At 67.8% G+C, this 24915-nt stretch carries 30 protein-coding genes; 22 read left to right on the top strand and 8 right to left on the bottom strand.

Annotation, left to right across the window (positions count from 1 at the left end; translation table 11 throughout):
• The first annotated feature begins 207 nt into the window (after window positions 1-207).
• The 4 genes from ASD11_RS14755 (at window position 208) to ASD11_RS14740 (ending at window position 3608) form a co-directional block, all read left to right on the top strand.
• Complete coding sequence (locus ASD11_RS14755; RefSeq protein ID WP_056289250.1) at window positions 208-597, top strand: hypothetical protein; 390 nt, start codon at window positions 208-210, stop codon at window positions 595-597.
• 66 nt (window positions 598-663) lie between these two features.
• Window positions 664-2145 (top strand): MDR family MFS transporter, encoded by a 1482-nt coding sequence (locus tag ASD11_RS14750; RefSeq protein ID WP_082554472.1) that lies wholly within the window; start codon window positions 664-666, stop codon window positions 2143-2145.
• Between the two features lie 40 nt (window positions 2146-2185).
• A complete protein-coding gene (locus ASD11_RS14745) occupies window positions 2186-2560 on the top strand; it encodes a MerR family transcriptional regulator (RefSeq protein ID WP_056289247.1) in 375 nt (124 codons plus the stop codon).
• 34 nt (window positions 2561-2594) lie between these two features.
• On the top strand, window positions 2595-3608 hold the full coding sequence (locus ASD11_RS14740) for an aldo/keto reductase (protein WP_082554471.1): 1014 nt from the start codon (window positions 2595-2597) through the stop codon (window positions 3606-3608).
• A gap of 2 nt (window positions 3609-3610) precedes the next feature.
• Here ASD11_RS14740 and ASD11_RS14735 read toward each other — a convergent pair whose 3' ends face one another.
• Window positions 3611-4222 (bottom strand): DNA-3-methyladenine glycosylase I, encoded by a 612-nt coding sequence (locus tag ASD11_RS14735; protein ID WP_200940189.1) that lies wholly within the window; start codon window positions 4220-4222, stop codon window positions 3611-3613.
• Between the two features lie 79 nt (window positions 4223-4301).
• On the opposite strand from ASD11_RS14735, the gene ASD11_RS18270 reads away from it, so the two are divergent.
• Window positions 4302-4457, top strand: coding sequence for a hypothetical protein (locus ASD11_RS18270; RefSeq protein WP_156464810.1), 156 nt, complete (start codon window positions 4302-4304; stop codon window positions 4455-4457).
• A gap of 1 nt (window position 4458) precedes the next feature.
• On the opposite strand, the gene ASD11_RS14730 is transcribed toward ASD11_RS18270, so the two are convergent.
• From ASD11_RS14730 to ASD11_RS14710, 5 genes are all read right to left on the bottom strand, one after another.
• Window positions 4459-6885, bottom strand: coding sequence for an ATP-dependent DNA ligase (locus ASD11_RS14730; protein WP_056289245.1), 2427 nt, complete (start codon window positions 6883-6885; stop codon window positions 4459-4461).
• A gap of 1 nt (window position 6886) precedes the next feature.
• A complete protein-coding gene (ku, locus tag ASD11_RS14725) occupies window positions 6887-7738 on the bottom strand; it encodes a non-homologous end joining protein Ku (protein WP_056290396.1) in 852 nt (283 codons plus the stop codon).
• 84 nt (window positions 7739-7822) lie between these two features.
• Entirely contained in the window at window positions 7823-8386 is a 564-nt protein-coding gene (locus ASD11_RS14720; protein ID WP_056289242.1) for a hypothetical protein, read from the bottom strand.
• Window positions 8387-8457: 71 nt separating this feature from the next.
• Window positions 8458-9192 carry a CatB-related O-acetyltransferase gene (locus tag ASD11_RS14715; protein WP_056289239.1) on the bottom strand — a complete coding sequence of 245 codons (735 nt, stop codon included), beginning with the start codon at window positions 9190-9192 and terminating at the stop codon, window positions 8458-8460.
• Window positions 9193-9202: 10 nt separating this feature from the next.
• Complete coding sequence (locus ASD11_RS14710; RefSeq protein WP_235503367.1) at window positions 9203-9583, bottom strand: DUF3817 domain-containing protein; 381 nt, start codon at window positions 9581-9583, stop codon at window positions 9203-9205.
• 111 nt (window positions 9584-9694) lie between these two features.
• Here ASD11_RS14710 and ASD11_RS14705 point away from each other — a divergent pair, with 111 nt between their 5' ends.
• The 4 genes from ASD11_RS14705 (at window position 9695) to ASD11_RS14690 (ending at window position 13660) form a co-directional block, all read left to right on the top strand.
• Window positions 9695-10336, top strand: coding sequence for a hypothetical protein (locus ASD11_RS14705; RefSeq protein WP_056289236.1), 642 nt, complete (start codon window positions 9695-9697; stop codon window positions 10334-10336).
• Between the two features lie 118 nt (window positions 10337-10454).
• Window positions 10455-11354 carry an SDR family oxidoreductase gene (locus tag ASD11_RS14700; RefSeq protein WP_056289234.1) on the top strand — a complete coding sequence of 300 codons (900 nt, stop codon included), beginning with the start codon at window positions 10455-10457 and terminating at the stop codon, window positions 11352-11354.
• A 22-nt stretch (window positions 11355-11376) separates the two neighbouring features.
• Window positions 11377-12312 carry a 1,4-dihydroxy-2-naphthoyl-CoA synthase gene (locus tag ASD11_RS14695; protein ID WP_056289232.1) on the top strand — a complete coding sequence of 312 codons (936 nt, stop codon included), beginning with the start codon at window positions 11377-11379 and terminating at the stop codon, window positions 12310-12312.
• A 361-nt stretch (window positions 12313-12673) separates the two neighbouring features.
• On the top strand, window positions 12674-13660 hold the full coding sequence (locus ASD11_RS14690) for an Abi family protein (protein WP_056289229.1): 987 nt from the start codon (window positions 12674-12676) through the stop codon (window positions 13658-13660).
• A 423-nt stretch (window positions 13661-14083) separates the two neighbouring features.
• Here the strand turns inward: ASD11_RS14690 and ASD11_RS14685 are convergent, their stop codons facing one another.
• Window positions 14084-15181 (bottom strand): tyrosine-type recombinase/integrase, encoded by a 1098-nt coding sequence (locus ASD11_RS14685; RefSeq protein WP_056289225.1) that lies wholly within the window; start codon window positions 15179-15181, stop codon window positions 14084-14086.
• 61 nt (window positions 15182-15242) lie between these two features.
• Window positions 15243-15422, bottom strand: a complete 180-nt coding sequence (locus ASD11_RS17865; RefSeq protein WP_235503389.1) for a helix-turn-helix domain-containing protein — start codon at window positions 15420-15422, stop codon at window positions 15243-15245.
• A gap of 703 nt (window positions 15423-16125) precedes the next feature.
• On the opposite strand from ASD11_RS17865, the gene ASD11_RS14680 reads away from it, so the two are divergent.
• The 13 genes from ASD11_RS14680 to ASD11_RS14625 all read left to right on the top strand — a co-directional run bounded on the left by ASD11_RS14680 (window position 16126) and on the right by ASD11_RS14625 (window position 24904).
• On the top strand, window positions 16126-16917 hold the full coding sequence (locus tag ASD11_RS14680) for a DUF6461 domain-containing protein (protein ID WP_156464809.1): 792 nt from the start codon (window positions 16126-16128) through the stop codon (window positions 16915-16917).
• Between the two features lie 3 nt (window positions 16918-16920).
• The gene (locus ASD11_RS18265; protein ID WP_156464808.1) at window positions 16921-17070 is read left to right on the top strand and encodes a hypothetical protein; all 150 of its coding nucleotides are present in this window, start codon (window positions 16921-16923) and stop codon (window positions 17068-17070) included.
• Between the two features lie 512 nt (window positions 17071-17582).
• Window positions 17583-18233, top strand: a complete 651-nt coding sequence (locus ASD11_RS14675) for a hypothetical protein (protein WP_056289220.1) — start codon at window positions 17583-17585, stop codon at window positions 18231-18233.
• Window positions 18227-18997, top strand: coding sequence for a hypothetical protein (locus ASD11_RS18260; RefSeq protein ID WP_156464807.1), 771 nt, complete (start codon window positions 18227-18229; stop codon window positions 18995-18997). Before ASD11_RS14675 ends, ASD11_RS18260 begins: the two co-directional genes overlap by 7 nt.
• Entirely contained in the window at window positions 18994-19656 is a 663-nt protein-coding gene (locus ASD11_RS14665) for an SAF domain-containing protein (protein ID WP_056289214.1), read from the top strand. The genes ASD11_RS18260 and ASD11_RS14665 overlap by 4 nt, the downstream gene beginning before the upstream one ends.
• Window positions 19657-19748: 92 nt before the next feature.
• Window positions 19749-20426 (top strand): hypothetical protein, encoded by a 678-nt coding sequence (locus ASD11_RS14660; RefSeq protein WP_156464806.1) that lies wholly within the window; start codon window positions 19749-19751, stop codon window positions 20424-20426.
• On the top strand, window positions 20423-21757 hold the full coding sequence (locus ASD11_RS14655) for a CpaF family protein (protein WP_056289210.1): 1335 nt from the start codon (window positions 20423-20425) through the stop codon (window positions 21755-21757). Before ASD11_RS14660 ends, ASD11_RS14655 begins: the two co-directional genes overlap by 4 nt.
• On the top strand, window positions 21757-22590 hold the full coding sequence (locus ASD11_RS14650; protein WP_056289208.1) for a type II secretion system F family protein: 834 nt from the start codon (window positions 21757-21759) through the stop codon (window positions 22588-22590). The genes ASD11_RS14655 and ASD11_RS14650 overlap by 1 nt, the downstream gene beginning before the upstream one ends.
• Window positions 22587-23477 carry a type II secretion system F family protein gene (locus ASD11_RS14645; protein ID WP_156464805.1) on the top strand — a complete coding sequence of 297 codons (891 nt, stop codon included), beginning with the start codon at window positions 22587-22589 and terminating at the stop codon, window positions 23475-23477. Before ASD11_RS14650 ends, ASD11_RS14645 begins: the two co-directional genes overlap by 4 nt.
• A 15-nt stretch (window positions 23478-23492) precedes the next feature.
• Window positions 23493-23693 (top strand): hypothetical protein, encoded by a 201-nt coding sequence (locus ASD11_RS14640; RefSeq protein ID WP_056289202.1) that lies wholly within the window; start codon window positions 23493-23495, stop codon window positions 23691-23693.
• Window positions 23694-23697: 4 nt separating this feature from the next.
• Entirely contained in the window at window positions 23698-24084 is a 387-nt protein-coding gene (locus tag ASD11_RS14635) for a TadE family protein (RefSeq protein WP_056289200.1), read from the top strand.
• Window positions 24081-24494 carry a TadE/TadG family type IV pilus assembly protein gene (locus tag ASD11_RS14630; protein WP_082554469.1) on the top strand — a complete coding sequence of 138 codons (414 nt, stop codon included), beginning with the start codon at window positions 24081-24083 and terminating at the stop codon, window positions 24492-24494. Before ASD11_RS14635 ends, ASD11_RS14630 begins: the two co-directional genes overlap by 4 nt.
• Window positions 24491-24904 (top strand): Tad domain-containing protein, encoded by a 414-nt coding sequence (locus ASD11_RS14625; protein ID WP_056289196.1) that lies wholly within the window; start codon window positions 24491-24493, stop codon window positions 24902-24904. The genes ASD11_RS14630 and ASD11_RS14625 overlap by 4 nt, the downstream gene beginning before the upstream one ends.
• Window positions 24905-24915 lie beyond the last annotated feature (11 nt).

Raw genomic sequence — 24915 nt, 5'->3', positions numbered from 1 at the left:
GTGGGGACAGTGCAAAGCCCGGCCGGGAGGGAGCCACGGGCCGGGCTTGCAAGAAACTGGCGGGAGGGAGTGTTGCCAGTTGTACCCGGTTAAACGAAGCACCGGGGCCGGGGTTACGCGTTCACGAAAAAGTTTCGCGTGGCCGGTGTCACACGCCGTACCGTAGAAGTCGTGCGACCATCCCCACGGCACCTCAGGACCCTTCTCGTGCTGATGACCGCCGCCTTCGTCGTGTCCGTCGTGCACTACGTCGACAACGTGGCCAACTACGCCGACTACCCGGACGCCTCGGGCGGGCCCGTCCCTGCCCCGTCGGCCGCCCTCATCGCCGTGAGCTGGTTCGTGTTCACGGCGGCCGGGATCGTGGGCGTGCTGGCCTACCGGGCCGGCCGCACCTCCGTGGCCGCGGTGGGCCTGGCCGTCTACTCGGGCAGTGGGATCATCGGGATCGGCCACTACACGGTGGCCGGCGCCACCGACATGGTCTGGTGGCGTCAGGCGCACGTCGTGGCCGACATCCTCCTGGGCTTCGCCGTGCTGGGGTTCGCCCTCTGGGTGGCCACGCGGGGTCGGCGGCCCGGCCCAGTGGCCCGTTGACCTGCTTTCTGTCCCGACGCGCCGCTACGATCGTGCCGACACCCGCTTCTTCCGAACAGGAACATCATGACTGACGTCTCGTCCGACCTCGGCGACACGACCACGCAGGCCGGCACCGACCAGGGCGCAGCCCCCGACGCCCCGCTGAGCCGCGAGCAGGTCCTGGCCATCGGGACCCTGCTCGTCTCGTCCTTCGTGGTCATCCTCAACGAGACGGTCATGAGCATCGCGCTGCCCGTGCTGCAGGACGATCTCGGGATCGCGCCCAGCCAGGGTCAGTGGCTCACGACGGCCTTCATGCTCACGATGGCGGTCATCATCCCGCTCACGGGCTTCCTCATCTCGCGCATCGACACCCGACGCCTCTTCATCATCGCCATGTCGTTGTTCACCGTCGGCACGGTGATGGCGTTCTTCTCGCCGAGCTTCGTCCCGCTCCTCGTGGCGCGCATCGTCCAGGCGAGCGGCACGGCCATCATGCTGCCGCTGCTCATGACCACGATCATGACCATCGTCCCGCCCGCGCGCCGCGGCGCCATGATGGGCAACATCACGATCGTCATCTCGGTGGCCCCGGCGCTCGGTCCCACGGTCTCCGGACTGATCCTCCAGCACTTCAGCTGGCACTGGATCTTCGGGCTCGTCGCGCCCATCGCGCTGGTCGCCCTTGTGGTCGGCGCCAAGTACGTCACCCCCATCACGCAGCCCGGCACCGTCAAGGCCGACCTGCTCTCCGTCCCGCTCTCGGTGCTCGGCTTCGCGGGACTCGTCTACGGCCTCGTGGGCATCGGCGAGAACGCGGCCGGCGACGCCGCCATGCCGCTCTGGATCCCCTTCGTGGTCGGCGGTGTCTCGCTCGTGGCGTTCCTCGTGCGCCAGGTCGTCCTCGCGCGTCAGGAGCGTGCGCTGCTCGACCTCCGCGTCTTCACGTCCACCCAGTTCAGCATCGCCATCGGCGCCATGATCATCGCCATGGCCTCGATGTTCGGGGCGTTCCTCCTGGTGCCGCTCTTCGCCCAGGACGTGCTGGAGCTGTCCGCGCTGGAGGCCGGTCTCATCACGCTCCCCGGCGGACTGATCATGGCCCTGTCGGGCCCCTACGTCGGTCGTATCTACGACGCCCACGGCCCGCGCGTCCTCACGCTGCCCGGTGCGCTGCTCGTGAGTGCCGGCGTCTGGATGCTCACGATGATCGACACCGACACCTCCATCTGGTGGCTCGTGCTCTCCAACATGGTCCTCATGGGCGGGCTGTCCGGCACGTTCACGCCGCTCATGACGTCGAGCCTCGGCTCGGTGGCTCCGCACCTGTACTCGCACGCGAGCGCCGTGGTCGGCACGTTCCAGCAGGTGGCCGGTGCTGCCGGCGCGGCGCTGTTCATCACGGTCATGACGGTCCGAGCCACCTCTGCAGGTGAGGGCGGCGCATCTGCGGCCGAGGCGCTCACGGAGGGCATCCGGTCGGCCTTCATGGTCGGCGGCTTCATGAGCCTGCTGCTCGTCGTGGCGGTGCTGTTCGTGCGCAAGGCGGAGGCGCCGGCCCACTAGGCCTTGACTTCGAGCATGCTCGAAGAGGGACACTGGGGCGATGAGCGCCCACACGATCGCCGAGGCCGTCGAGATCACGGGCCTCACCGCCCACACCCTGCGCTACTACGAGCGCGACGGACTGCTGCTCACCGACGTCGACCGGGACTCGGCGGGCCGACGGCTCTACTCCGAGGGAGACCTCACGTGGATCGAGCTCGTCACCAAGCTGCGCAGCACCGGCATGCCCATCCGCGACGTCCGGCGATACGCCGAGCTCGTCCGGGCGGGTGAGCACACGCAGGGCGAGCGCCTGGCGCTGCTGCGCTCGCACCGCGCCCACGTGATGGAGCAGCTGGCCGAGATCACCGACCACCTGGGTGCCATCGACCGCAAGATCGGCATCTACGAGGACCGGCTGTCCGTGCGGGGTTGACTTCGAGTGCGCTCGAAGGAGTTCAGTGGGACCCATGAGTGAATCCAGCATCCCCACCAGGACCCTCGGCACCACGTCCAGCCTCGCCGTCTCGGCGCTCGGGCTGGGCTGCATGGGCATGTCCGAGTTCTACGGCACCGGCGACGAGGCGGAGGGCATCGCGACCATCCACCGCGCCCTCGACCTCGGCGTCACCTTCCTCGACACGGCCGACATGTACGGCCCCTTCACCAACGAGCAGCTCGTCGGCCGGGCCATCGCCTCGCGTCGCGACGAGGTGCAGCTGGCCACCAAGTTCGGCAACGAGCGCCGGCCCGACGGCTCCCGCGTCGGCATCAACGGCAAGCCGGAGTACGTGCGCTCGGCGGCGGACGCCTCCCTGCAGCGGCTCGGCGTCGACCACATCGACCTCTACTACCAGCACCGCGTCGACCCCGACGTCCCGATCGAGGAGACCGTCGGCGCCATGGCCGAGCTCGTGCAGGCCGGCAAGGTGCGCCACCTCGGGCTGTCCGAGGCCGCGCCGGAGACCATCCGCCGGGCCCACGCCATCCACCCCATCACGGCGCTCCAGACCGAGTACTCGCTCTTCACGCGTGACCTCGAGGACGAGATCCTCCCGGTCCTCGTGGAGCTGGGCATCGGTCTCGTGCCGTACTCGCCGCTCGGACGCGGGATCCTCACGGGCGCCATCACGCAGGGCTCGCTCGAGCCCGGCGACTCGCGCAGCTCGGAGTACTTCCCACGCACGAACGGCGAGGCTCTCGAGGCCAACCTGAAGCTCGTCGACGAGGTGCGCGCCATCGGCGAGCGTCTGGGCGCGACACCTGGTCAGGTCGCCCTGGCCTGGGTGCTCGCGCAGGGCGAGCGCCACGGGCTCGGCGTGGCACCCATCCCCGGCACCAAGCGGGTGAAGTACCTCGAGGAGAACGCCGCATCGATCGACGTGACCCTCATGGCCGACGACCTCGACGCGCTGGAGCAGGCCGTCCCGCGCGACGCCGTAATGGGCGCCCGCTACGGCGACATGAGCTCGATCGACTCGTGACCTCAGCCGGCGCGGGTGCCGTCGGGGTTCCAGAAGCCCGACGCACCCCGCCGGTGTGAGCCGACGACGTGGGTGTCGACGAGACCGACCGCCTCCATGAGGGCGTGCGCCGTCGTGGGTCCGACGAACCGGAACCCACGACGGCGCAGCTCCTTGGCCAGGGCCGTGGACTCCGCCGACACGGTGGGAACGTCGGCGAGGGTGACCGGGACGGGCGTGACGTCGGGACGGAACGACTCGACGAGCGCCACGAGCCCGCCGTCGTCGCGCAGGTCGATGACGGCCTGGGCGTTGGCGATGGTGGCGCGGATCTTGGCTCCGTTGCGCACGATGCCGGCGTCGGCCATGAGGCGTGCCTCGTCGTCGGGTCCGAACCGGGCGACGACGTCGGGGTCGAACCCGGCGAAGGCCTCGCGGAAGGCAGGACGCTTGCGCAGGATGATGAGCCACGACAGCCCGGACTGGAACGCCTCGAGGCTGATGCGCTCGAACAGGCCCTGCTCGTCGGTGACCGGCAGGCCCCACTCGGTGTCGTAGTAGTGGAGCAGGAGCGGGTCGGAGTACGCCCAGGGCGTGCGGGCCAGACCGTCCTCGCCCACCACTGCCTCGCTCACGGGTCGATCGTAGGCCGCACGGGCGACAAGATGCGCCGCGAGCCGATCGGTGTGACCGTCGAGGCAGGAGGCGATTCCGATGACCGTGACACCTGATCTCGATCCGATCGACCCGAACCAGCCGCTGAGCCCTGACCAGCCCGAGGACCCCGACGCCCCGACGGCGCCGGTCACGCCGGACTACGACCCGCTCGAGGTTCCGGACGACCCCGAGCCGCAGCCCGCGCCCGTCTGAGTCACTCGCGGACGGCGTCCGCGAGTCCCTTGTCGTCGCGAAGCCCTCGCCAGACGGGGTGGCGGAGGTGGCCGGAGGCGGTCCACTCGGTGAAGGTCACCTCGCCGACGAGGCGGGGCGTCACCCAGCGGGCCTCCTTGGCCACGTCGCGCGGGACCTCGACGGGAGCTGTCTTGCGCGCCAGCGACCGGAGCCTCCCGCCGATCTTCTCCAGGCTCCGGGCGGTGAAGCCCGTGCCCACGCGCCCGGCGTACTCGAGTCCGTCCTCGCCTTGGACGGCGACGAGCAGCGAGCCGATGCCGTCGGTGCGCTCACCGCGGCCGGGTCGCCACCCGACGACCACGACCTCCTGCATGCGTTGGTGCTTGAGCTTGACCCAGGACGACGACCGCTTGCCGGCCACGTAGCGGCTGCTGCGGCGCTTGGCGATGACTCCCTCCAGGCCCAGCTCGCGGCTCGAGGCCACGGCGTCCTCGAGGCTCCCGTCGAAGGCCGCGGGCACGCTCACCACGTCGTCGTCGGTCTCCAGGTCGAGGTCGAGCAGGGTGGCGCGTCGCTGCTCGTAGGGCAGGTTCGCCAGTCCGTGACCGTCGAGGCGAACGACGTCGAACACGCAGAACCGCACGCTCACGTCGCGACGGGCCCGGGCGACGTCGCCCGGCCTCGACAGCCCCATCCGCTGCTGGAGCAGCGAGAACGACGGGGCACCGCCGGCGGCGAGGGCCACGATCTCCCCGTCGAGCACGGCGTCGGGGAGGTCGAGCTCCACGAGCGCCTCGACGACCTCCGGGTACGTGGCCGTCACGTCCTTGCCGCTGCGTCCGCGCAGTCCGACGGACGCCCCGTCGCACGCGGCGACGATCCTGACTCCGTCCCACTTCATCTCGAAGGCCCAGTCCTCCTGGTCGTCGAGGTCCATCGCGTCGCCGGGCCTGGCGAGCATCGGCTCGACGAAGGAATCTGCCTTCGGCCGCTCCACGCTGACGGAGGAATCGACCTTCGGCCCGACCGGGGGTGCCGTATGTCGATTCTTCCGTCCCCCGACGTCCATCCGGTGGCAGAGCCAGTTGTCGCCGGTCCTGATGAGGGCGACCTGCACGGACTCGCCGCCGAGGCCGCCGTCGGGGGCGCCGTGCAGCACCACGATCACCTCGTCGTCGCGCCACTTCTCGGTCTCGTACGTGCCGCGGTCCCAGATGGTCATCTCGCCGGCGCCGTACTCCCCCTTCGGGATGGTGCCCTCGAAGTCGGCGTACTCGAGCGGGTGGTCCTCGGTGGGCACGGCGAGGTGGTTCTTCTTGGTGGTCTCGGGGATGCCCTTGGGCACGGCCCACGACACGAGCACGCCGTCGCGCTCGAGGCGCACGTCGTAGTGCAGCCGCGACGCGTGGTGCTCCTGCACCACGAAGACGTTCCCGTCCGACGACGCCCCGGCCGCAGTCGGCACCGGCTCGGGGGTCTTCGCGGCGTCGCGCTTCTGACGGTAGATCGTGAGCCGGTCGGGCTCGGGCCGGTCGCCTGAACCACCCGAGCTGCCGGAGGAGACCTCGCGCCCGAGCGCCGCCATGGGGTCCTCGAAGTCCTCGTCGCGGATCCGCTCCAGCACCTCGTCGATCTCGAGGTGTCCCAGGTCGGGATCGTCGATCTCGTCCCACGTGCGTGGCACCGCGACCGTGGGGTGCGAGCGGCCGCGCAGCGAGTAGGGCGCGATGGTCGTCTTGTTGCGGTTGTTCTGGCTCCAGTCGGCCAGCACCTTGCCGTTCCGCCTGGCCTTCTGCTGCGTGCTCACCACCAGGTCGGGCAGCTCACCCTCGAGCGCCTGCGCCACCTGCTTGGCGAACGCGTTGACGTACTCGGCGTCGTGCTCGCCGTCCATCGGCGCGTACAGGTGCAGGCCCTTGCTGCCGCTGGTCACGGGGAAGGTCTCGAGCCCCAGCCCGTCGAGCAGGTCGCGCGCCACGTGGGCCACCTCGACGCACTCGGGGAGGCCGGCTCCCGGACCCGGGTCGAGGTCGAGCACGAAGCGGTCGGGGTTCTGCGGGTCGCCGTGCCCGTCGACGCGCCACTGCGGGACGTGCAGCTCGAGCGCGGCCTGCTGGCCGAGCCACGCCAGCACGGCGGCGTCGTCGATCACGGGATAGACGTTGCGGCCGCTCTTGTGCTGGACCGAGACCCGGCGGATCCAGGCCGGCGCCGTGTCGGGGAGGTTCTTCTCGAAGAACGGCTCACCCTCCACCCCGTCGGGCCAACGCTTGCGGGTGGCCGTGCGGCCGGCCACGTGCGGGAGGATCAGCGGCGCCACCTCGACGAGGTAGGCGATGACCTCGGCCTTGGTGGTAGCCGTCGCCGGGTACAGCACCTTGTCGGGGTGGGTCAGCTTGAGCGTGCGGCCGCCGATCGTGACCGTCTGGCCCGACGAGCGCGCCACCTCAAGCCTTCTTGCGGGCCTTCTGGCCCGATGACTCGCCAGACGCCTTCTTCTGCGTCTTGCGCCGTTCCTTGCTCTTGTCGACGCTGCGGCGCAGCGCCTCCATGAGGTCGAGCACCTCGGCACCCTCGCCGTCCTCGTCCTTCTCGCCGAAGGTGGCCGACGTGTCGAGGGTGTCGCCCTGCTCCAGCTTGGCCTCGACCAGCTGGCGCAGCTGCACCTGGTAGTCGTCGGTGAACTCGCCGGGGTCGAAGTCGCCGGCGAGCGACTCGACGAGCTGGGAGGCCATGTCGCGCTCCTTGGCGCTCACGCGCGGGACCTGGTCGAGGATGTCGAACTCGGCCGCACGGATCTCGTCGTCCCACAGCATGGTCTGCAGCAGCAGGGTCTTGTCGCGCACCCGCAGCACGGCGAGACGGGTCTTCTGGCGCAGGGCGAAGGTGACGACGGCGCTGCGGTCGGTGTCCTCGAGGGCACGGCGCAGCAGCGTGTAGGGCTTGAGCGCGCTCTTCTCCGGCTCGAGGAAGTACGCCTTGTCGAGACGGATGGGGTCGATCTGGTCGGCCGGGACGAACTCGACGACCTCGATCTCCTTGGCCTGCTCCGCGGGCAGCGCCGAGAAGTCGTCGTCGGTGAGGACGACCGTGCGGTCACCGTCGTCGTAGGCCTTGCTGATGTCCTCGTAGGCGACGACCTTGCCGCAGACCTCGCACTTGCGCTGGTAGCGGATGCGGCCGCCGTCCTCGCCGTGCACCTGGTGCAGGCGGACGTCGTGGGACTCGGTGGCGCTGTAGACCCGGACCGGGACGTTGACGAGCCCGAAGCTGATGGAACCGCGCCAGATGGACCGCATGGTCACAGTGTTCCGCACAGGAACGTGCCCCGCCAGAGAGACCGGGTCCGGTGTCTCTGACGGGGCACGTCGTGAGGTCCTGCGTCAGCCCTTGCTGGGGTCGCCCTCGTCGAGGATGTCCTCGGCGGTGGCGGGGGCCGACGGCTGCGGCTCACCCGTGGGGGTGGCGGCGGCCGGCGGGCGCTGCGGCGCGGGCTTGGGGGCCGGGAAGGGCGTGGGCGGAGCGGGCGGCGTGGCCTGGTTGCGGCGGACGATCGCGAAGGCGGCCGCTCCGGCGCCGGCGAGCAGACCCACCGTGGCGACCTTGCGCAGACGCTTCTTCTTGGGCTTGACCTGCTCGGGGAGCCGGTCGGCCACGCGGGTGGGCAGCTTGTCGTACGTCTCGTCGCTCAGCTCCGGCACGCGCTCGAGGAGGGCGTCGCGGACGTCGGGGTAGCGCGAACGGATCTCCGAGACACCCGTCTCGAGGCGGTCGCGCAGGGCGTCGCGCACCTCGGGCGCGCGGGCCGAGACCTGCTCCGCCAGCTGTCCACGCAGCTCGTCGGCCTGGCTGAGTGCGTCGCTCAGGCGATCCTCCGCCTGCTTGCGGACATCGTGCAGCCGGTGCTCTGCCTGCTTGCGGACGGTGCGCTTCTTGCTGAGACCCATCGGTCGCTCCCTTGTCGTTTCGGCGTTCCCTTCGACCATAGCCACACCTGCGGCACGGGGCATCTTGCGTCTCAGCGACGGAAGGGGTTGCGCCGACGCCGAGCGGCGGCAGCAGGCTTGCGGATCTCGGTGAACCCGGGGTCGTAGGGCTCGAGGTCGGGCACCCGCTCGCGCAGCTGCTCCACGGCTCGGCGCGGGTCGTCGAACTGGATCCCGCTGAGCTGGTTGGGGGAGAACCGCCACCAGGCCAGCTCCTGCAGCTCGGCGGCGAGGTCGGCGTCGAGGCGAGGTCGGATGACGCGGGCGGGGATGCCGCCGGCGATCGAGTACGGAGGAAGATCTTTCGTCACCACGGCCCCGGCGGCCACGACGCAGCCGTCGCCGATGGTGACGCCGCGCAGCACCACGACGTTGGCGCCCAGCCAGACGTCGTTGCCGATCTGGGCTGGCGCCTCGCCGCGGCTGCCACGGAAGGATGGTCGGCCGTCGGCCTCAGGGTCCACGACCTCGACGTCGGAGGCCGAGGGATGCCACCCCCACGTGCTCCGGCGGTACTGGAACGCCGACGCGCTCATCCAGGTCGTCGGGTGGCTCGTGGCACCCAGGTGGGAGCCCGGACCCATCTCGCCGTAGCGGCCGAGGCGGGCGGACTGGATCTCGATGTTCCGACCGAACTCGGTGAAGGCGCCGACCCAGGTCTCCGAGCGGATGACGAGGCCGCCGAGGAAGCGGACGGGCGGCTCGGCCATGAAGCGCGAACCGTTGGGCCGTCCCAGGTGCTGTGCTCCGAAGGCGTGCTCGCTCACGAGCGACAGACTAGGCCGTCGCGGGTCGAGCCGTGGCGGGCTGGAGGAGCCCCTTGCGATCGGCGACGACCTCGAACACGACGCTGAAGAACGGCGGGATGCTGCAGAAGAGCGCGAGCGCCGTGGTGCCGAGGCTCCAGCCGAACTTCCGCGAGGCGATGATCGAGATCACGACATAGGCCACGAACACGCCACCGTGGATGGGTCCGAAGACCTGGACCCCGACCTCGGTGGTCTCGGCGACGCGCTTCAGGTACACGCCGACGAGCAGACCGACCCAGGACAGCGCCTCGAGAGCAGCGACCGCCAGGAAGACCTTGCGGAGCCTGCTCGGGTCGTCGATGAAGGAGCCGCTGTCGGCGGCGGGGGAGGGTGAGGGCTGGTTCGTCACGCAGGTCAATCTACCCAATAAGTCCTACAGCTCGTCGTAGGTCGTCCGACGTGACGCTCCGACCGGCCGAAAGGCAACCCGGACGAAACACCCGTGTGGTGGGATGGCGCCATGGCCTTCCTGCTCCGCGTGGAGCTGCCCGACGTCCCGGGCTCGCTCGGTGTGCTCGCGACGGCGCTCGGTGGCGCCGGGGCCGACATCGAGGCCATCGAGATCGTGGAGCACCGCTCCGACGGCAAGGCGCTCGACGACGTGCTGCTCGAGCTGCCGCCCACCACGATGCCCGACGCCCTCATCACGGCGTGCCACGCCATCGAGGGCGTGCGTGTCCACTGGATCTCGCGCTACAACCAGGGCGCCAACCTGAGCATGGACCTCGAGGCGGTCGAGACCTTCACGGGCGAGCCCGAGCGGGCCATCGAGCACCTCGTCAACGTCATCCCGCCCACGTTCCGCACCGACTGGGCCATCGCGCTGCGCCGCACCGACGGCGCGGCGAGCATCATGTTCGCCAGCCCCACCGCCCCCGAGCTCGTGCCCGACGCCGAGGCCTGGCTCGCCATCCGGTCCACCCGGGTGCTCGACGGCGTCGACGCCTGGGACTCCACGCTGCTGGCCGGCTGCCCCGCCAAGGACCGCAACGGCCGCACGTTCGTCGTGGTCGTCGGCCGCCACGGCGGCCCCGCGTTCCTGGCCTCCGAGCTCGCCCGGCTCGGCCACATGACCACCCTCGCCGCCTCCGTCCAGACCTGACCCGGTTTACCACGGTCCCACGGCAAACGTGACTCCCCACGGCCTGCAGCCCGTGGGGAGTCGGTACTTGCCGTGGGGAGTCGCTCGACATCTCGCATACCGACGGTATGTTGACGTCATGGCGAAGCGTTTCAGCAACCAGGTCCTGGTCATCACCGGCGCGGCTCGCGGCATCGGTGCGGGCGTCGCTCGCCAGTTCGTGGCCGAGGGCGGACGCGTCGGGCTGCTCGGCCTGGAGCCCGACCTGCTGCAGGCGCTGAGCGACGAGCTGGGCGACGCCGCAGCGTGGTGGCCCGCCGACGTCCGCGACGGCGCAGCCGTGACCCACGCCATCGACTCCGCCGCGGCCCACTTCGGCAGGATCGACCACCTCGTGGCCAACGCCGGCATCGCGTCGTACGGCACGGTCCGCCAGATCGACGAGGCCTCGTTCGAGCGCGTCATCGACATCAACCTCAATGGCGCCTACCGCACGCTGCACGCCGGCATCCCGCACCTGGAGAAGTCGAAGGGCTACGCGCTCGTCATCGCGTCGCTCGCCTCCTTCACGAACCTCGCCGGCCTCGCCGCCTACAACGCCAGCAAGGCTGGAGCCGAGTCGCTCGCCCTGGTGACCAAGCAGGAGGTGGCGCACCTCGGCATCAGCGTCGGCGTCGCTCACCCGTCGTGGATCGACACCGACATCGTCCGCGGCGCCGAGGACGACCTCCCGACGTTCAAGGTCATCCGCAGCAAGCTCCCGTACCCGGCCAACTCCACGACGACGCTCGAGGACTGCATCGACGCGATCCTCAAGGGACTCGCCAAGCGCAGCACCCGCGTCTACGTGAAGAAGGGCGTCATCTGGGCCAACTGGTTCAAGCCGCTCGTGAACTCGCCCGTCGGCTGGCGCGTCGTCAAGAAGCTCGCGGCGCAGCACGTGCCACAGCTCGAGCGTGAGGTCGAGGCGCTCGGCCGGTTCCAGCACGCGCACGTGCCGCTCACCGACGGAAGGCCTTCCGGCCACCCGGAGGCCTGAGCGCAGCGATAGCCTCGCCGTCATGAGTGCACTGGACGGCGTCTCGGACACCTTCGACCCCTCGGCCTGGCGCGAGGTGCCCGGCTTCGAGTCCCTGACCGACCTCACGTACCACCGGGCGGTCGACCACGGGACGGTCCGCATCGCCTTCGACCGGCCCGACATCCTCAACGCCTTCCGGCCGCACACCGTCGACGAGCTCCTCACGACGCTCGAGCACGCGCGGCAGTCCGCCGACGTCGGCTGCGTGATCCTCACCGGCAACGGTCCGAGCCCCAAGAACGGCAAGCACTCGTTCTGCACCGGCGGCGACCAGCGCATCCGCGGCAAGGCCGGCTACCAGTACGAGGAGACCGGCCACGACGAGGAGGCCGCTCCGCCCAACCCCATCGACAAGGCCAAGCTGGCTCGGCTGCACATCCTCGAGGTGCAGCGCCTCATCCGCTTCATGCCCAAGGTCGTGCTGTGCGTGGTGCCCGGCTGGGCGGCCGGCGGCGGCCACAGCCTGCACGTCGTCTCCGACCTGACCCTGGCCAGCGCCGAGCACGCGCGCTTCAAGCAGACCGACGCCGACGTCGGCAGCTTCGACGGCGGCTACGGCTCGGCCTACCTCGCGCGCCAGGTGGGACAGAAGTTCGCGCGCGAGATCTTCTTCCTCGCCCAGGAGTACTCGGCCGAGGACGGCGTCCGCATGGGCACGGTCAACAAGGCCGTCCCCCACGCCGAGCTCGAGGCCACCGCTCTGGAGTGGGGCCGCCTCATCAACGGCAAGAGCCCCACCGCCCAGCGCATGCTCAAGTACTCGTTCAACATGATCGACGATGGCCTGGTCGGCCAGCAGGTGCTCATGGGCGAGACCACGCGCCTCGCCTACATGACCGACGAGGCGCAGGAGGGACGCGACCAGTTCCTCGAGAAGCGCGACCCCGACTGGTCCGACTACCCCTGGTACTACTGACTAGTCGTGTTTCCGCAGGTCAGGGGTCCTTGAGTGCCGTCTAGTCCGCAAGTAGTCCGCACCAACTCGAAGGCACTGGTGGGCACCTGGCACCGAGACTCAGATCGGGGTGGCAGTGCCTAGAAGGTGAGACCAACCGACCCGAACTGAAATGTCAACAGGGCCCGACTTCGACCGAGCGCTGAGCGATCCGATTTCGATCATGTGATGCAGTTCACGACACGCGGGTTGACAGATTATCGGTTCAGGTTGTTATCCACAGGCCTGTGTGGCTACATTGAGCGTATATACACCGGTCCCCACTGCTAGCCTTCATGGCTAGTACGGGACCGGTTTTCTTTGTGACGGCGAGGCTCGAGGGATGCAGTACAGCAAGGCGCATCTCAGCTTCGTCGACCAACTGCAGCTCGTAAAGTCGCGAGGGCTGGGCTGCATCGACGAGGAACGTGCTATCGCGGCGCTGCGAGCGATTGGCTACTACCGCTTGTCCGCTTATACCTATCCAATGCGTCGCCTGCTCGAGCCTAACGCGCCCCGGGACTCTTCCGTTCAGCACCGGTCCGCCGAGTTTAAGCAGGACCACTCGATGGACCAGGCGATCGACCTCTACCTCTTCGACAAGCGACTCCGTATGGTGACGATCGAGGGGATCGAATCATTCGAAGTGGGAATGCGCGTCGGCGTCTCTCACGCCTTGGGTCGTCGTGACCGCTTCGCACACTTGAACACGACCCATCTGCGGGCCTCGGTTTGTGACCGCAGATCCAGCCAGGACTCGACCAGACACGAAGAGTGGGTCGAGCGTCTCGATCGCCAGATCTCAGAATCGAGTTCGGAAGACTTCGTCCGGCATTTTCAAGAGAAGTACGACGGCAGTCTGCCCATTTGGGTCGCTACTGAGGTCATGAGTTTCGGGCAACTTGTAAGGCTATACAAGCTCATGGACAACGGCGATCGAAATGAGGTCTCCCGGGGATTCGGCATCAAGACCGGCCGCACGCTCGACCCGGTCTCGCTCAACCTTTCGCACGTGCGTAACACGAGTGCGCACCACTCCCGGCTGTGGAATCGACGGTTTACCTACTCCCTGCCAGAGTTCCGGCCCGCCGAGGTTGGCGACGATCTTCAACACCTTGCCGAGGTGAACGGCGAGGTCGATCGGCGCAAGTTGTATCCCCACGTTGCATACTTGGCGTACATGCTTAGGTCGTCGGATCCCGGGACCAACTGGCCTGCGAAATTCGCAACAGTGGTCAAGAAGTTCCCCGAAATCAAGGGGCTCAGTCCCGAGTCGGACATGGGGTTTCCGAACGGCTGGACGTCGCTGCCGCTGTGGCGGCACAAGTAGGTGACGACACGTCTACGGCGCCGCTACTGCTCGAGACGAACGCTTCGCGTTCTGAGATGCGTTGATGAATACGTGAGCGTCCGCCTGGTCGTCGGACAGGTCCTTCAGAGCGACGTGGCAACCAGACGGAGTCCGGGTCTGGGTGTGGATTATCGCGACGGTATTCCACAAGGCGAGAACGGGTCGCCATCGTAGGCGACGAAGTCGCCAGCGTAGAAACATGCGCCAGTTCACGAACTTCGTCAATCGTCTGTATTCGCGTCGACCTCCAACCTCAGAATGCACATCGACCGTCCTCGTGATGGGGAGAAATTTTAGGTGCGTCTTGCCCGTAGGTCACGAGGGATGGCACGAGCAACAGCTGCAGCGAGGCGCGGTTGTGGCTTGGCCAAATGAGAACGAACCCTGAGGAACGGGTCGTGCCTAGGTGAGGCCGAGCGACTGCCTAAGCAGGTCCGACGCTGCGTTTCGTGTTCGATCGGCCGCTGTCGGCCATAGATGGCTGTATGTGCTGAGAGTCGTTGTCGCTGATGCATGTCCGAGCGCGCGCTGAACAGTCACCACATCGCATCCTGCGGCGATCAATCCTGATGCGTAGAAATGGCGAAGGTCGTGGAGGCGAACTGTAGGTAGGTAGACCGCGTTGCGGGTCGCACGCCAACGCCACGTGACGGCATTGTCGTCCAGCGGCTCACCGTCCACGGTGAACAGCCAGTCTTCAGCGTGAGCCCGGGGTAGCTGGCCGATGATGTGCTCCCTAAGCACCACGAGGAGCTCGTCGGGGAGGTAGATGGTTCGTTCTGACCCATATTTCGGTAGTCGCACAACCAGCTCGTCGTACTCTCGCTGGACTTGTCGGCGCACATGGAGGAGGCGCTGTTCGAAGTCGATGTCCCGAACTTGGACAGCGGAGGCCTCGCCCTTCCGTAGACCTGCGAAAGCACACAGAGCCACGTATGCGCGGAAGCCTCTTCGGGTCGAGACGCGCGGGCTATCTGCATTCGCCAGGAGTCGCCCCACCTCGACAACCGACGGCAGATGCATTGCTGCTTCGGCCTTGCGCCGACGTGGCAGCACGACGCCCAGGCACGGGTCGCTCGCGATGACGCGATCGGCGACCGCGGCGCGAAAAACTGAGCGCACGATCACGAAACGCGTCTTGATCGTGGTCGGCGCAAGGCGCTCCGACATCTCCTTGATCCAGCGTTCGATGTGACTGCGGCGGATGGTCTTGAGCTGGACGTCGCCGAAGGGAACGGAACGGACCGCTTGATCGGCGTTGCGGCGGGAATTGGGCAGCCAGAGTTGGTTCGCCGACCATTCCGCATAGAAGTCGCGATAGGTGACTCGCCCGGCGGACGGGTCCACGTAGTTCCCCGTGAGGACAGAGCTGGCCACCTCATCCAACCAGCGCTGAGCCGCGATCTTCTTCTCGAAGTGCCTCGAGCGTTCGCGGCCTGTCTCGTCCCGATACCGCGCGCGCCAGCGGCCATCTGGCCGTCGGGCGATGTTGCCGGGCATGGTGGTTCCTCCCTCGATCCGATCGCTTCACGATCGATCTAGGACGGCTACGTCGGGGTCGCTACTGCGAGTTCTGTGGACGACGAGACTGATCATCGAGCCAGTGGATAACGTCGCTTCGCCAGTAACGGACGTGGCGGCCCAGCTTGAAGCTGAATGGGCCTGATCCGAGATGCCGCCAGTATCGGAGGGTCGCCTCCGGGGTCCGGAGGATGGAAGCCACCTCCGAGATCGTCAGCATCTCGTCGCCTGCGAGGAGATCTGTTGCTGCGGTCATGCCTGCCTCCTTGTCGAGGCTCAGCGATGGAGGTCGCCGAGCGCGTACGGATATCGTCGATCGGAGACAGCCTCGGTTGGCTACCCCGCCGGCGGCGCCTGGCGCGGGAAGGAAGGTGTCGGAGTTTCTGACGACCTACCCCTGGCACGACTGCCACGGAAGGTCCGCCCGTTTGCATCTCTACGACGGTCTTTCCGAGCTCGATGAGCACCTCGGTCCTGAACGATGACGTCGGCGCGGCTGGTTCGACCGGCGACTCTGCGTGAGCAGTTAGCCTCATGCCTAGCGCGCTAGTTCACCGGACGACGTGGGCCTGCGTCGCACACCTGAGCTTCGGCTGGGCAATGTGAGCGGGCTCTGTGTGAGTCACTCCAGGTGAATGAGGAGACAATGTGAGCGCCACGCATGAGATCCCGCCGGCCGCAGCCGGCGACCACGTCAAGCCGCAGGATCATCAGCCGGGTGCGCAGCAGGTAGATGAAACTGGCAAAGGGGTTGATCCGAAGATGCGGTCATCGGATGTCGCGCTGCAGTCGCTGGCACCATGCCACGAGAAGCACGAAGACGACGATCTTCCACTTCGGCCGCCTCACACCGCCGAGCCTCTCACCGACGCTGCTGGTCTTCGGGCAGAAGACGTAGCTCCCGGCCGATCGGGGGGTCGACGATGATGGACGGCTCCGAGGAGGCGCTGAGGCGTGCCGCCGCCGACTACGTGGCGGCCGAGGAAGCCGCGAGCACTGCAGCGGCAGCGGTGGAGATCGGCAGCGCCGCGTTCCACGCCGCCCTGGAGATGAGCCGGCAGGCGCGCGTGACGTACGCCCAGGTGCTCACCGAGCACGGTCAGCCGGTCTACGACGGACTGGTCTCGAACGACGAACTGCTGCCGCCCGCCGCATGGAGCCAGGACGACTTCGCGTGGGCCGACGACGAGGACGAGCCGGAGGCCGATGCGTGGTGCCTCACGGCGTTCACGGGGGGCTCGGCCGAGGGTGCGCTGCTTCGGCTCGAGGCCGACGAGAAGTCACGGCTCGTCCGCTTCGCCGACGAGCCGTTCGACGCGTGGCGCGAGGCCGCGGAGGACCGGGACTCCCTCATGGTGTGGGCCTTCGACCACGCAGGTTGGACCTGGGTCGCCGAGCCCTATGGCTTCTTCGGGTCGCAGGTGAAGACCGCGCAGCGCCTGGCACCGCGCGGGGCGTACGTCTCGGTCTACTGGAACGTCAACGGGGTGTCCTCGTTGCTTCACGTCGTTGACGGCAGCGTGGTCCGCGAGATCGACCTGTTGTTCGCCGCCGACGAGGCCGTCGCCGCGCGGCTGCCGCAGGAGGAGGGCCTCGACTGGGCCGAGCCCTGGTCAGCGGCCCTGACGCTGCAGGCCCGCCTCGTGGGCCACGGGGTGGACCGCCCGGATTGGCTCGTCGAGCTCGCCGAGCTGGGATTCACCCACGAGCTTTGAGCGGTGACAGCCGACCTGGGTCGCGGCCGCATCGCGGTCGTTGCGGTGCTTGAGCTTCATGATCGGCTTCTCGACGAGGCGGAACGTGATCATGCCGAGCGCCAGGATCGCACCGGCACGATGACGACGCCGCGGAAGATCTCGACTTCCTAGGGGTGCATCAGGATGTCGAGATGGCGACGCACTATCTCTCTCCCCGGGTAGTGCTACAGGTAGCATCTCAGGCCTCGGCGAGCAGTCGCGGAGGCGCGGTCTCCATGGTGCGAACGATCCCGCGCACACGGCGGCGGGGGCGGCATCTGCGAGAGCACGATGCCGGCGGAGAGGATGAGCGTCCAGGCCACACCCGGATGCACCGGGTGGCACGGGGTTGGCGGTGTCGACGGGGACTGCCTCGGTTGGCCACCCCGCTGACGGAGGCGGCTGCGGGTCGGAAGGGGTGGCGCTGGCGTTTCGGGCCGAGATGCCCATACCTGTTAGGTTTCGGAGGCGTATGGCCTGTGATTAATCTGATTTATCGGTTCTGGCAGCCGGTAGATCGGGGGGTCTATATGCCGTATCAGTCATGGCTCTTGCTTCGAGGCGAGAGCGCCGCGCGCCGAGGGGGTAGGTCGGGGCCTCCCGCCCGCATGACCGCCTACCTCGCCGGCGAGCCCTAGGCCAATATGGACAACAACAGCCGGAAGCCGAACGAGTCGCTGCTCCTGACGTGGTGGCGGCGGGCACGAATCTTCATCGCCTCCCTCCTCGTGGCGGTCGCTCTGAGTGCCTGCATGGATGCGGACAATGATCCGGGACCGTCTCCATCAGCCAGCTCCGAGACGAGCGCGAGTGCTCGGGTCTCCCCCGCGCCGCAGTCGCCGACCTTGAGCGGCGGCGAACAGGCAGCGGTCAGGCAGGCCCTTGCCGACTACGACACCGGCGATCGCGAGGTCGCGAAGCTTCAGGCCGACCCCGCTAGTGCGCTCGCTGATGCGGGGGAACTCGGAAGAACGCTCAGGTCCCTGTTCTTCTCGCCGGCCTACAGCGACCAGTTGCGCACGATCAAGGAACTTGACGACAAGGGCATCCATCTCGAAGGCGCCAGCAAGATCGAGTGGCGAGTGCCGACGGAGGTGGATCTCGACTCAGACGCTCCGCAGATCGAGCTTCAGCAGTGCCTGACTCTCGGAACGCTGAAGGTACTCAAGGGCGATGAGGTCATCGACCAGGACGAGTCACCCAAGCGTCAGACGGTGACGATGAAGCCGCACTTCGCAGGGACGACGGTCGACTTCTGGCGCGTCGCCGACCTCAAAGGATCGGGATCGTGCTGAGGCGCGTCGGCCCGGTGCTCGCGGCAACGGTGGTGCTTCTCAGCCCCACCGTTGCCGTGGCGGGCACAGGTGACATCGATCTTCCGGACGGGGGAGGTATCGACATCCACGGCCACGACGACGGAGAGCCGAAGGGTAACGGTGGCGGAGCTGAGCCAATCAAGGCTGGTCCCACACCGTCTCCTGAGGTGCCAGTCGACGACTGCGTCATCGTCGGAGTCAGCGGAGACTGTCCCGCTGGTGGCGAGGTTCCTGGCACAGGGAATGCCGCGGTCGATGCCACAGACCTTGCAAAGGACGCCTACGACTCGATCCGGCTCGATTCGCCCGCCATCAAGATGAGCCCGCAGGCTCCTGCACCGGCGATCGTCGGACTGAAGACCTGGCTCTGGCTCGACAAGGGCAGCTGGAGCGTCCGGCGGGCGAAGGCGAAGGCCGGCGACGTCACGGTCACGGCCGAGGCGCGGCCCCTCTCTGTCATCTGGGATCTCGGCGAGAAGCGGATCGTGTGCCACAGTCCCGGACGCGTATGGGAGAAGAACCTTCCGCGAGAGGCGAGTACGCCGTGCGGTTACACCTTCCGGCACACGTCGACCCATCAGCCGAACGACCGGTACCGCGTCCGTGTCTTCGTGAACTACGGGGTGAGCTGGCGCTGCGAGGGCGACTGCGACGAGGCCGATGGTGACCTCGGAACGTTGGCGTCGCCGACCGCGCAGCTGGACCTGCGAGTCACTGAACGTCAGTCGGTGGTCGTCCGATGAAGCTCGACGAAGCGACGACAGCAGTGAGGGGTCGGCGTCCGGCAGGCACGTCGCTGCCGACGAGGGGTCGGCTGCGTGGGCAGGCCCTTCTGGGCCTGCTCCTCGTGGTGGGGTGCGCACTCGCGGGCGCAGTGCTGTTCGTGAACGCGGGTGATCGCGTCACGGTGCTCGCCGCGACGGAGCGAATCGCGGCAGGGCGTGTCATCCAGCGGGATGAGGTGACCACCAAGGAGGTCGCGGGGCTAGACGACACGATCGCGGCAGAGGATGTGTCGAACGTGGTCGGTAAGACGGCGAGCATCGACATGCTCCCGGGTCAGGTGCTGAGCTCGACCATGCTCACCGACCAGGCTGTTCCCGGTCCGGGTGAGGCTTTGGCGGGACTGGCCCTGAACAATGCTCAAATGCCCGGCGCGGGTGTTGAGCCGGGGGACACCATCCGGGTCCTGGCTGTCGCCTCAGCCGACGGCAGCGGTGGGTCCTCGCAGCCACAGGTGTTGGCCGATGCCGCGCGCGTGTACGCGGTCTCGCGCACGTCCAGTGGTGAAGCCTCGAAGGTCGTGACGGTGCTGCTGCCGCAGGCTGATGCCGATCAGGTCACGACGTACGCGGCTGCCGGACGAGTGGCGATCGTCAAGCTGACGGCGGGCGGCCGCTGATGTTGCTCGCAGTCTGCTCATCGAAAGGTTCACCCGGAGCGACCACTGCAGCCCTCGCGCTTGCTGGTGCCTGGCCGACCACCACCTCCGCGGTGATGCTCGAAGCGGATCCCGCGGGAGGTGACCTTGGCATTCGGCTCAAGCCGGCGGAGGGCGCACTCCCTGCCTCGCCGACGGTCGCGACCCTCGCTGCAGCAACGCGTGAGCTGAGGCCTGACCTCGTGGGCAGCTTCGCCGCAACGGTCAGCGAGGGTCTCGCTGTCATCCCAGGCTTCCTGACCAGAGAGCATGGCCGAGGGATGGCCGGCCTGTGGGACGCGCTCGCAACGGCCTGCGCCATGGCGGACGTGGACGTCGTCGTCGACGTCGGGAGGTATGACAGCGCATCGCCTGCCGCCGCCCTGGTCAGCAGGGCCGACGCGGTAGCGCTTGTCCTTCGTGCCGACCCGGCCAGCGTCGTTCACGCGCGGGAGCTCGCCCGTCAGCTCGCCGCCTCAGGGTCGTCTGTCGTCCAGCCCGTGGTGGTGACGAGGGAACGCGACGCCACGACAGATCGCGCCGACGTCGACCTCATCTTCGCGTCGGCAGCCGTGCCGGTGAGGTCGTCGCTTCACATCGCGTGGGACCCGACGGCAGTCCGCTCGATTGAGTCCTGCCAATCACCTCGAGGTAGAACGCTCGCGAGAACCAAGCTGGTCCGTTCTGCGCAGACGATCATTGATGGCCTCGCCTCCTCTGGCGTTGAGGTCTCCGAAGGGGTCGCCACATGAGTGCGATCGACGCCGACGTCGCAGCCGTGCAGAAGCTTCAGATGCGCTCAGGTCAGCTGCTCGCCGACCTGCAGAAGGGTCGCCGAGCTCGGGGTGAGAGCGAGCTGTCGGGTGAGGACGAGCGGCAAGCCGGCCGACAGTTCATTCAGCAAGCGATCGCCGAGCACCGCGCCGCACTCGTCGACGCCGGCGAGCAACCTCCCGCGTGGGAGGCAGAGGAACAGCTTGCTCTGGCCATCGAGTCCCGACAGTTCGGGGCAGGCAGTCTCCAGCACCTGATCGACGACGAAGACATCGAGAACATCGACATCAACGGGTTCGACCAGGTCTTCGTCACGGACAAGGACGGCCTACGGCGCCGCGTCGATCCCGTGGCTCAATCCGACGACGAGCTCATCAAGCAGGTCCAGACTCTGGCCGCTTATGCGGGACTCTCCTCGCGGCCCTTCGACGTCGCCAACCCTGAGCTCGACCTTCGCCTGCCGGACGGGTCGCGGCTCTCGGCCATCCAAGGCGTGACTCCGCGACCTTCGGTCTCTATCCGGCGTCACCGATTCATGAAGGTCGGCCTCGCGGACCTGGTGGGCACAGGGACCATGAGCACGGAGATCGCTGAGTTCCTCGCCGCCGCCGTCCGCGCGAGGCTCAACATCATGATCAGTGGCGCCACCAACGCGGGCAAGACGACCTTGCTCCGGGCGTTGGCGGCGGAGATTGACACCGATGATCGGGTGGTCACTGTGGAGCGAGCTCTTGAGCTTGGCTTCAGTCACGATCCGGAGGCGCACCCGAACCTGGTGGAGCTCGAGGAACGGCTTCCCAACTCGGAGGGACAAGGCGCGATCTCGCTGCTCAGGCTGGTCCGGCGGACGCTGCGCATGAACCCGGACCGAGTCATCGTGGGTGAGGTGCTCGGTCCTGAGATCGTGACCATGCTCAACGCGATGAGCCAGGGCAACGAGGGCTCGCTCTCCACCATCCACGCTCGATCGGGGCGCTCCACGTTCGACAGGATCGCCGTCTACGCGAAGCAGGCTGCGGAGGGACTTGACCTCGAAGCGTCCGCACAGCTGGTCGCCTCTGGGCTGGACCTCGTCGTCTTCGTGAAGAAGGTCGAAGACGACGGGCGTGGTGGAGCGAGGCGGGCCGTCCGGGAGATCCTCGAGGTCAACGGATTCGACGGACCAAGGGTCTCGGCGTCTGCCATCTACACCGATGAGGGCGCCGGCGCTGCCGTTCGAAACGTCAATGCCTTCCTGTCGGGAGCCCGCGCAGAGGCCTTGGCGCGCGCCGGGTGGTCCGACGTCGATGGTTCTGGCTGGGTGGCCTGATGCGTGCCCTCATCGGTCTTGTCCTCGGCGCGGGTGTCGCGGCGGGCATCCTCCTGGTCTCGGCCTCGTACGAAGGGCGATGGGTGCTGCCCCAAAGGCGGAGGTCGACAGTGAGCCGGCCCGATCAGCGACGCCTGCTTTCGGCAGTCGCGGTCGCTGTCGGCGTCGGCCTTGTCACGAGGTGGCCGGTCGCTGCGATCGGCGCGCTGGCGATCGTGCTCGTCTGGCCGCGAGTGTTTGGGGCGACCTCCGCGGGGAACCGAGAGGTGGAGCGCGCAGAGGCCCTCGCGATCTGGACGGAGAGCCTGCGCGACTCTGTGGCTGGTTCGATGAGCCTCGAGCAGGCCATACCCGCGACAGTCGACGCTTGCCCTCCGGCACTGGCCATTCCACTTCATCGGCTCGTCGGCCTCATGGGCGCACGGATCCCGCTGCCGGATGCTCTGCTCCGATTCGGCGACGACCTCAACGATCCATCGGCCGATCTCGTCGTCGCCGCGCTGTGGCTCAACGCTGCTCAACGCGGGCCGGGCCTGAGCGCGGCTCTCACCGAGCTGGCTGGACACGCCCGGAGCGAGCTCGAGCTGCGTCAGCGCATCGAAGCAGGACGTCAACCCCTGCGGCGAGCCTCGTGGATCGTCGTCGGAATCACGCTCCTCTTCACTGCGGGGCTAGCCGTCTTCGCGCGCGACTACGTCGAGCCGTATGCGCACCCTGCGGGCCAGGTTGCACTGCTTGTGGTGCTGGCGACGTTCGTGGCGTCGTTCGCGTGGGCCAGGAAGCTGAGTGAGTACCGAGCGCCGAAGCGCTTTCTGGCGGGGGCCGCGTCATGACCGGAATGCTGCTCGTAGGTCTTGGATTTGGCCTCGGACTCGCGCTGCTGCTCAGGTCGTTGTTGCCGACGCGGCGAGATCTCGCTGCCACCGTGGGCCGCTGGGAACGCGCACGGCAGGCACCTCGCCGCGGTGATGGGGGCAACGTCGGCCGCAGCGATCGCTTGGGATCGTGGATCGCGAGTCGTCTCTCTCGCGGTGGGATCGACCTCACGCCGCTGGGACCAGACCTCCGGATCACCGGGCGGTCCCTCGACACGTGGCTAGCAGGACTGGTGGCGTCGGCCGGCGTCGGTCTGGTGGTGCCGGGGGCCCTCGTTGTCTTCGCGAGAGCCGCGGAAATTCATCTGCCTGTCGAGATCGGGGTCGCCGCAGGAGTGATGCTCGCGGTGCTTGCTGTGGCTCTTGAAGTCGCTCGACTCCGTTCCGACGCGGCGGTCAGGAGAGCCGAGATGCTGGCAGCTCTGGCGACCTACCTCGAGCTCTTCTCGATGTCCCTCGCTTCGGGCCGCGGCGTTCCCGAAGCGATGCTGAGCAGCGCGAAGATCGGGTCTGGTTGGACCTTCGAGCTCATCACCGACACGATCACGCGCTCGCGCCGGACCGGTGAGACCCCCTGGCATGCCCTAGGGCGGTTGGGGGAGGAGCTCGCGCTCACTGAGCTGGTGGACCTCGCCTCGGCGCTGGCCTTGGTCGGAGAGAGCGGTGCACGCGTGCGCGCCTCTTTGGCGGCACGGTCCGGGACCTTGCGGCGGCGCCAGTTGGCAGAAGCTGCGGCTGAGGCGGCCAAGAACGACGACTCGATGCGGGTCTCACAGCTTCTGCTGGCCGCCGGTTTCATGATCCTGATTGGTTATCCGGCAGTCCTCAACGTGATGGCTGTCTGAACGGAAGGAAAAAGCATGCTGATCCTGATGACGACCTCGTCGTGGTGGACTTCGCAGGTCCGGAGACACGTCCGACAGCGGGTGCGGACCGAGCTTGGTGCGAGCACGATCGAGGTAGTCCTCATTGCTGCCGGTCTCGCAGCCATCGCTCTCGCTGCCCTCGCCATTCTCAAGGCGAAGGTCCTCGACACGGCCAACTCGGTCCCGACGAACTGAACCCATGCTGAGGGCGAAGGACGGCGAGCGCGGGGCGACGGTGCTGGAGTTCGTCATCACCATGCCGCTTCTCCTGCTCTTCCTCATGGTGGCCGTTCAGACTGGATTTACCATGCACGCGCAGAACGCGGCGCAGGCTGCGGCAGATGAGGGTGCGGCCCGGGCGCGCGCCTTCGATGGAAGCGCCACCGAGGGGAGGTCGCGAGCCCAGGGGTATCTGGGTCGGCTGGCTGGCCCCATGTTCACGTCCTACAACATCTCCGCCAGGAGGAGCGAGACCGTCGCGAGCGTGACCGTTGCGGCGAAGGTGAAGAGCCTCATCCCGGGCTTCCATCCCGAAGTATCCCGAACGTCCGCTGGGCCCGTCGAGCGATTCGTGGAGGAGCCGTGAACGCGAGGACGGAACGGGGGTCCTACTCGCTCGAGCTTGCGATCTGCTCCGTGCTGGCGATCATGTTCGTGCTCCTGATCGTCGGACTTGGTCGCATGTCGCTCGCCAGCCAACGGGTGACGGCGGCTGCCTTCGAGGCGGCTCGGTCCGCCTCGCTCGAACGAGATGATGCCGCGGCAGGTGAGGCCGGTCGAACGGCCGCACGGAAGTCGATCGCCGACCGGGGCTTGTCGTGCGCCCAGCTCACGGTGCAGATCAACACGACAAACGAGCGACCCGGCGGCGCGGTGCGTGCGCGCGTCACCTGCGTTGCGCGCCTGTCGGACCTGGCGCTCTCGGGGTTGCCGGGGTCGAAGACCTATGTTGCCGACGCGACCGTGCCGATCGAGCAGTACCGGGCCGACGGATGAGCAGCCGCCGGCAACAGGGTTCCGCCACGCTCTGGATGATCTTCATGTCGATCGCGATCCTGGCCGTGGCCGGGCTGGTGATCGACGGTGGCTACACACTTGCCGCCAAGAGAGAGGCAGCGCGCGTCGCAGAACAATCAGCTCGGGTGGGCGCGGACCAGCTCGACACTGACAGTTTGCGCACCGGCGGTTCGGATCTCGTGCCCTCCGAAGCTCGTGCGGCGGCTCATCGGTACGCGGCCGCTGCAGGGCTCACGGCAGCGGTGAGAGTCCGCGGAGATGAGGTCACCGTCGTCGTGACGAGTCGTACGAAGTCCGTGATCCTCGGAGCTTTCGGAGTCTCCGGCTACACCGTGCATTCCGAGGCAACCGCCATGTCGATCGACGAGAACAACGAGAGCCAGAATTGATGGAGCGGAAT

The sequence above is a fragment of the Aeromicrobium sp. Root495 genome, from assembly GCF_001426755.1.
Taxonomy (GTDB): Bacteria; Actinomycetota; Actinomycetes; order Propionibacteriales; family Nocardioidaceae; genus Aeromicrobium.
This window is presented reverse-complemented; position numbering and strand designations above follow the sequence as displayed.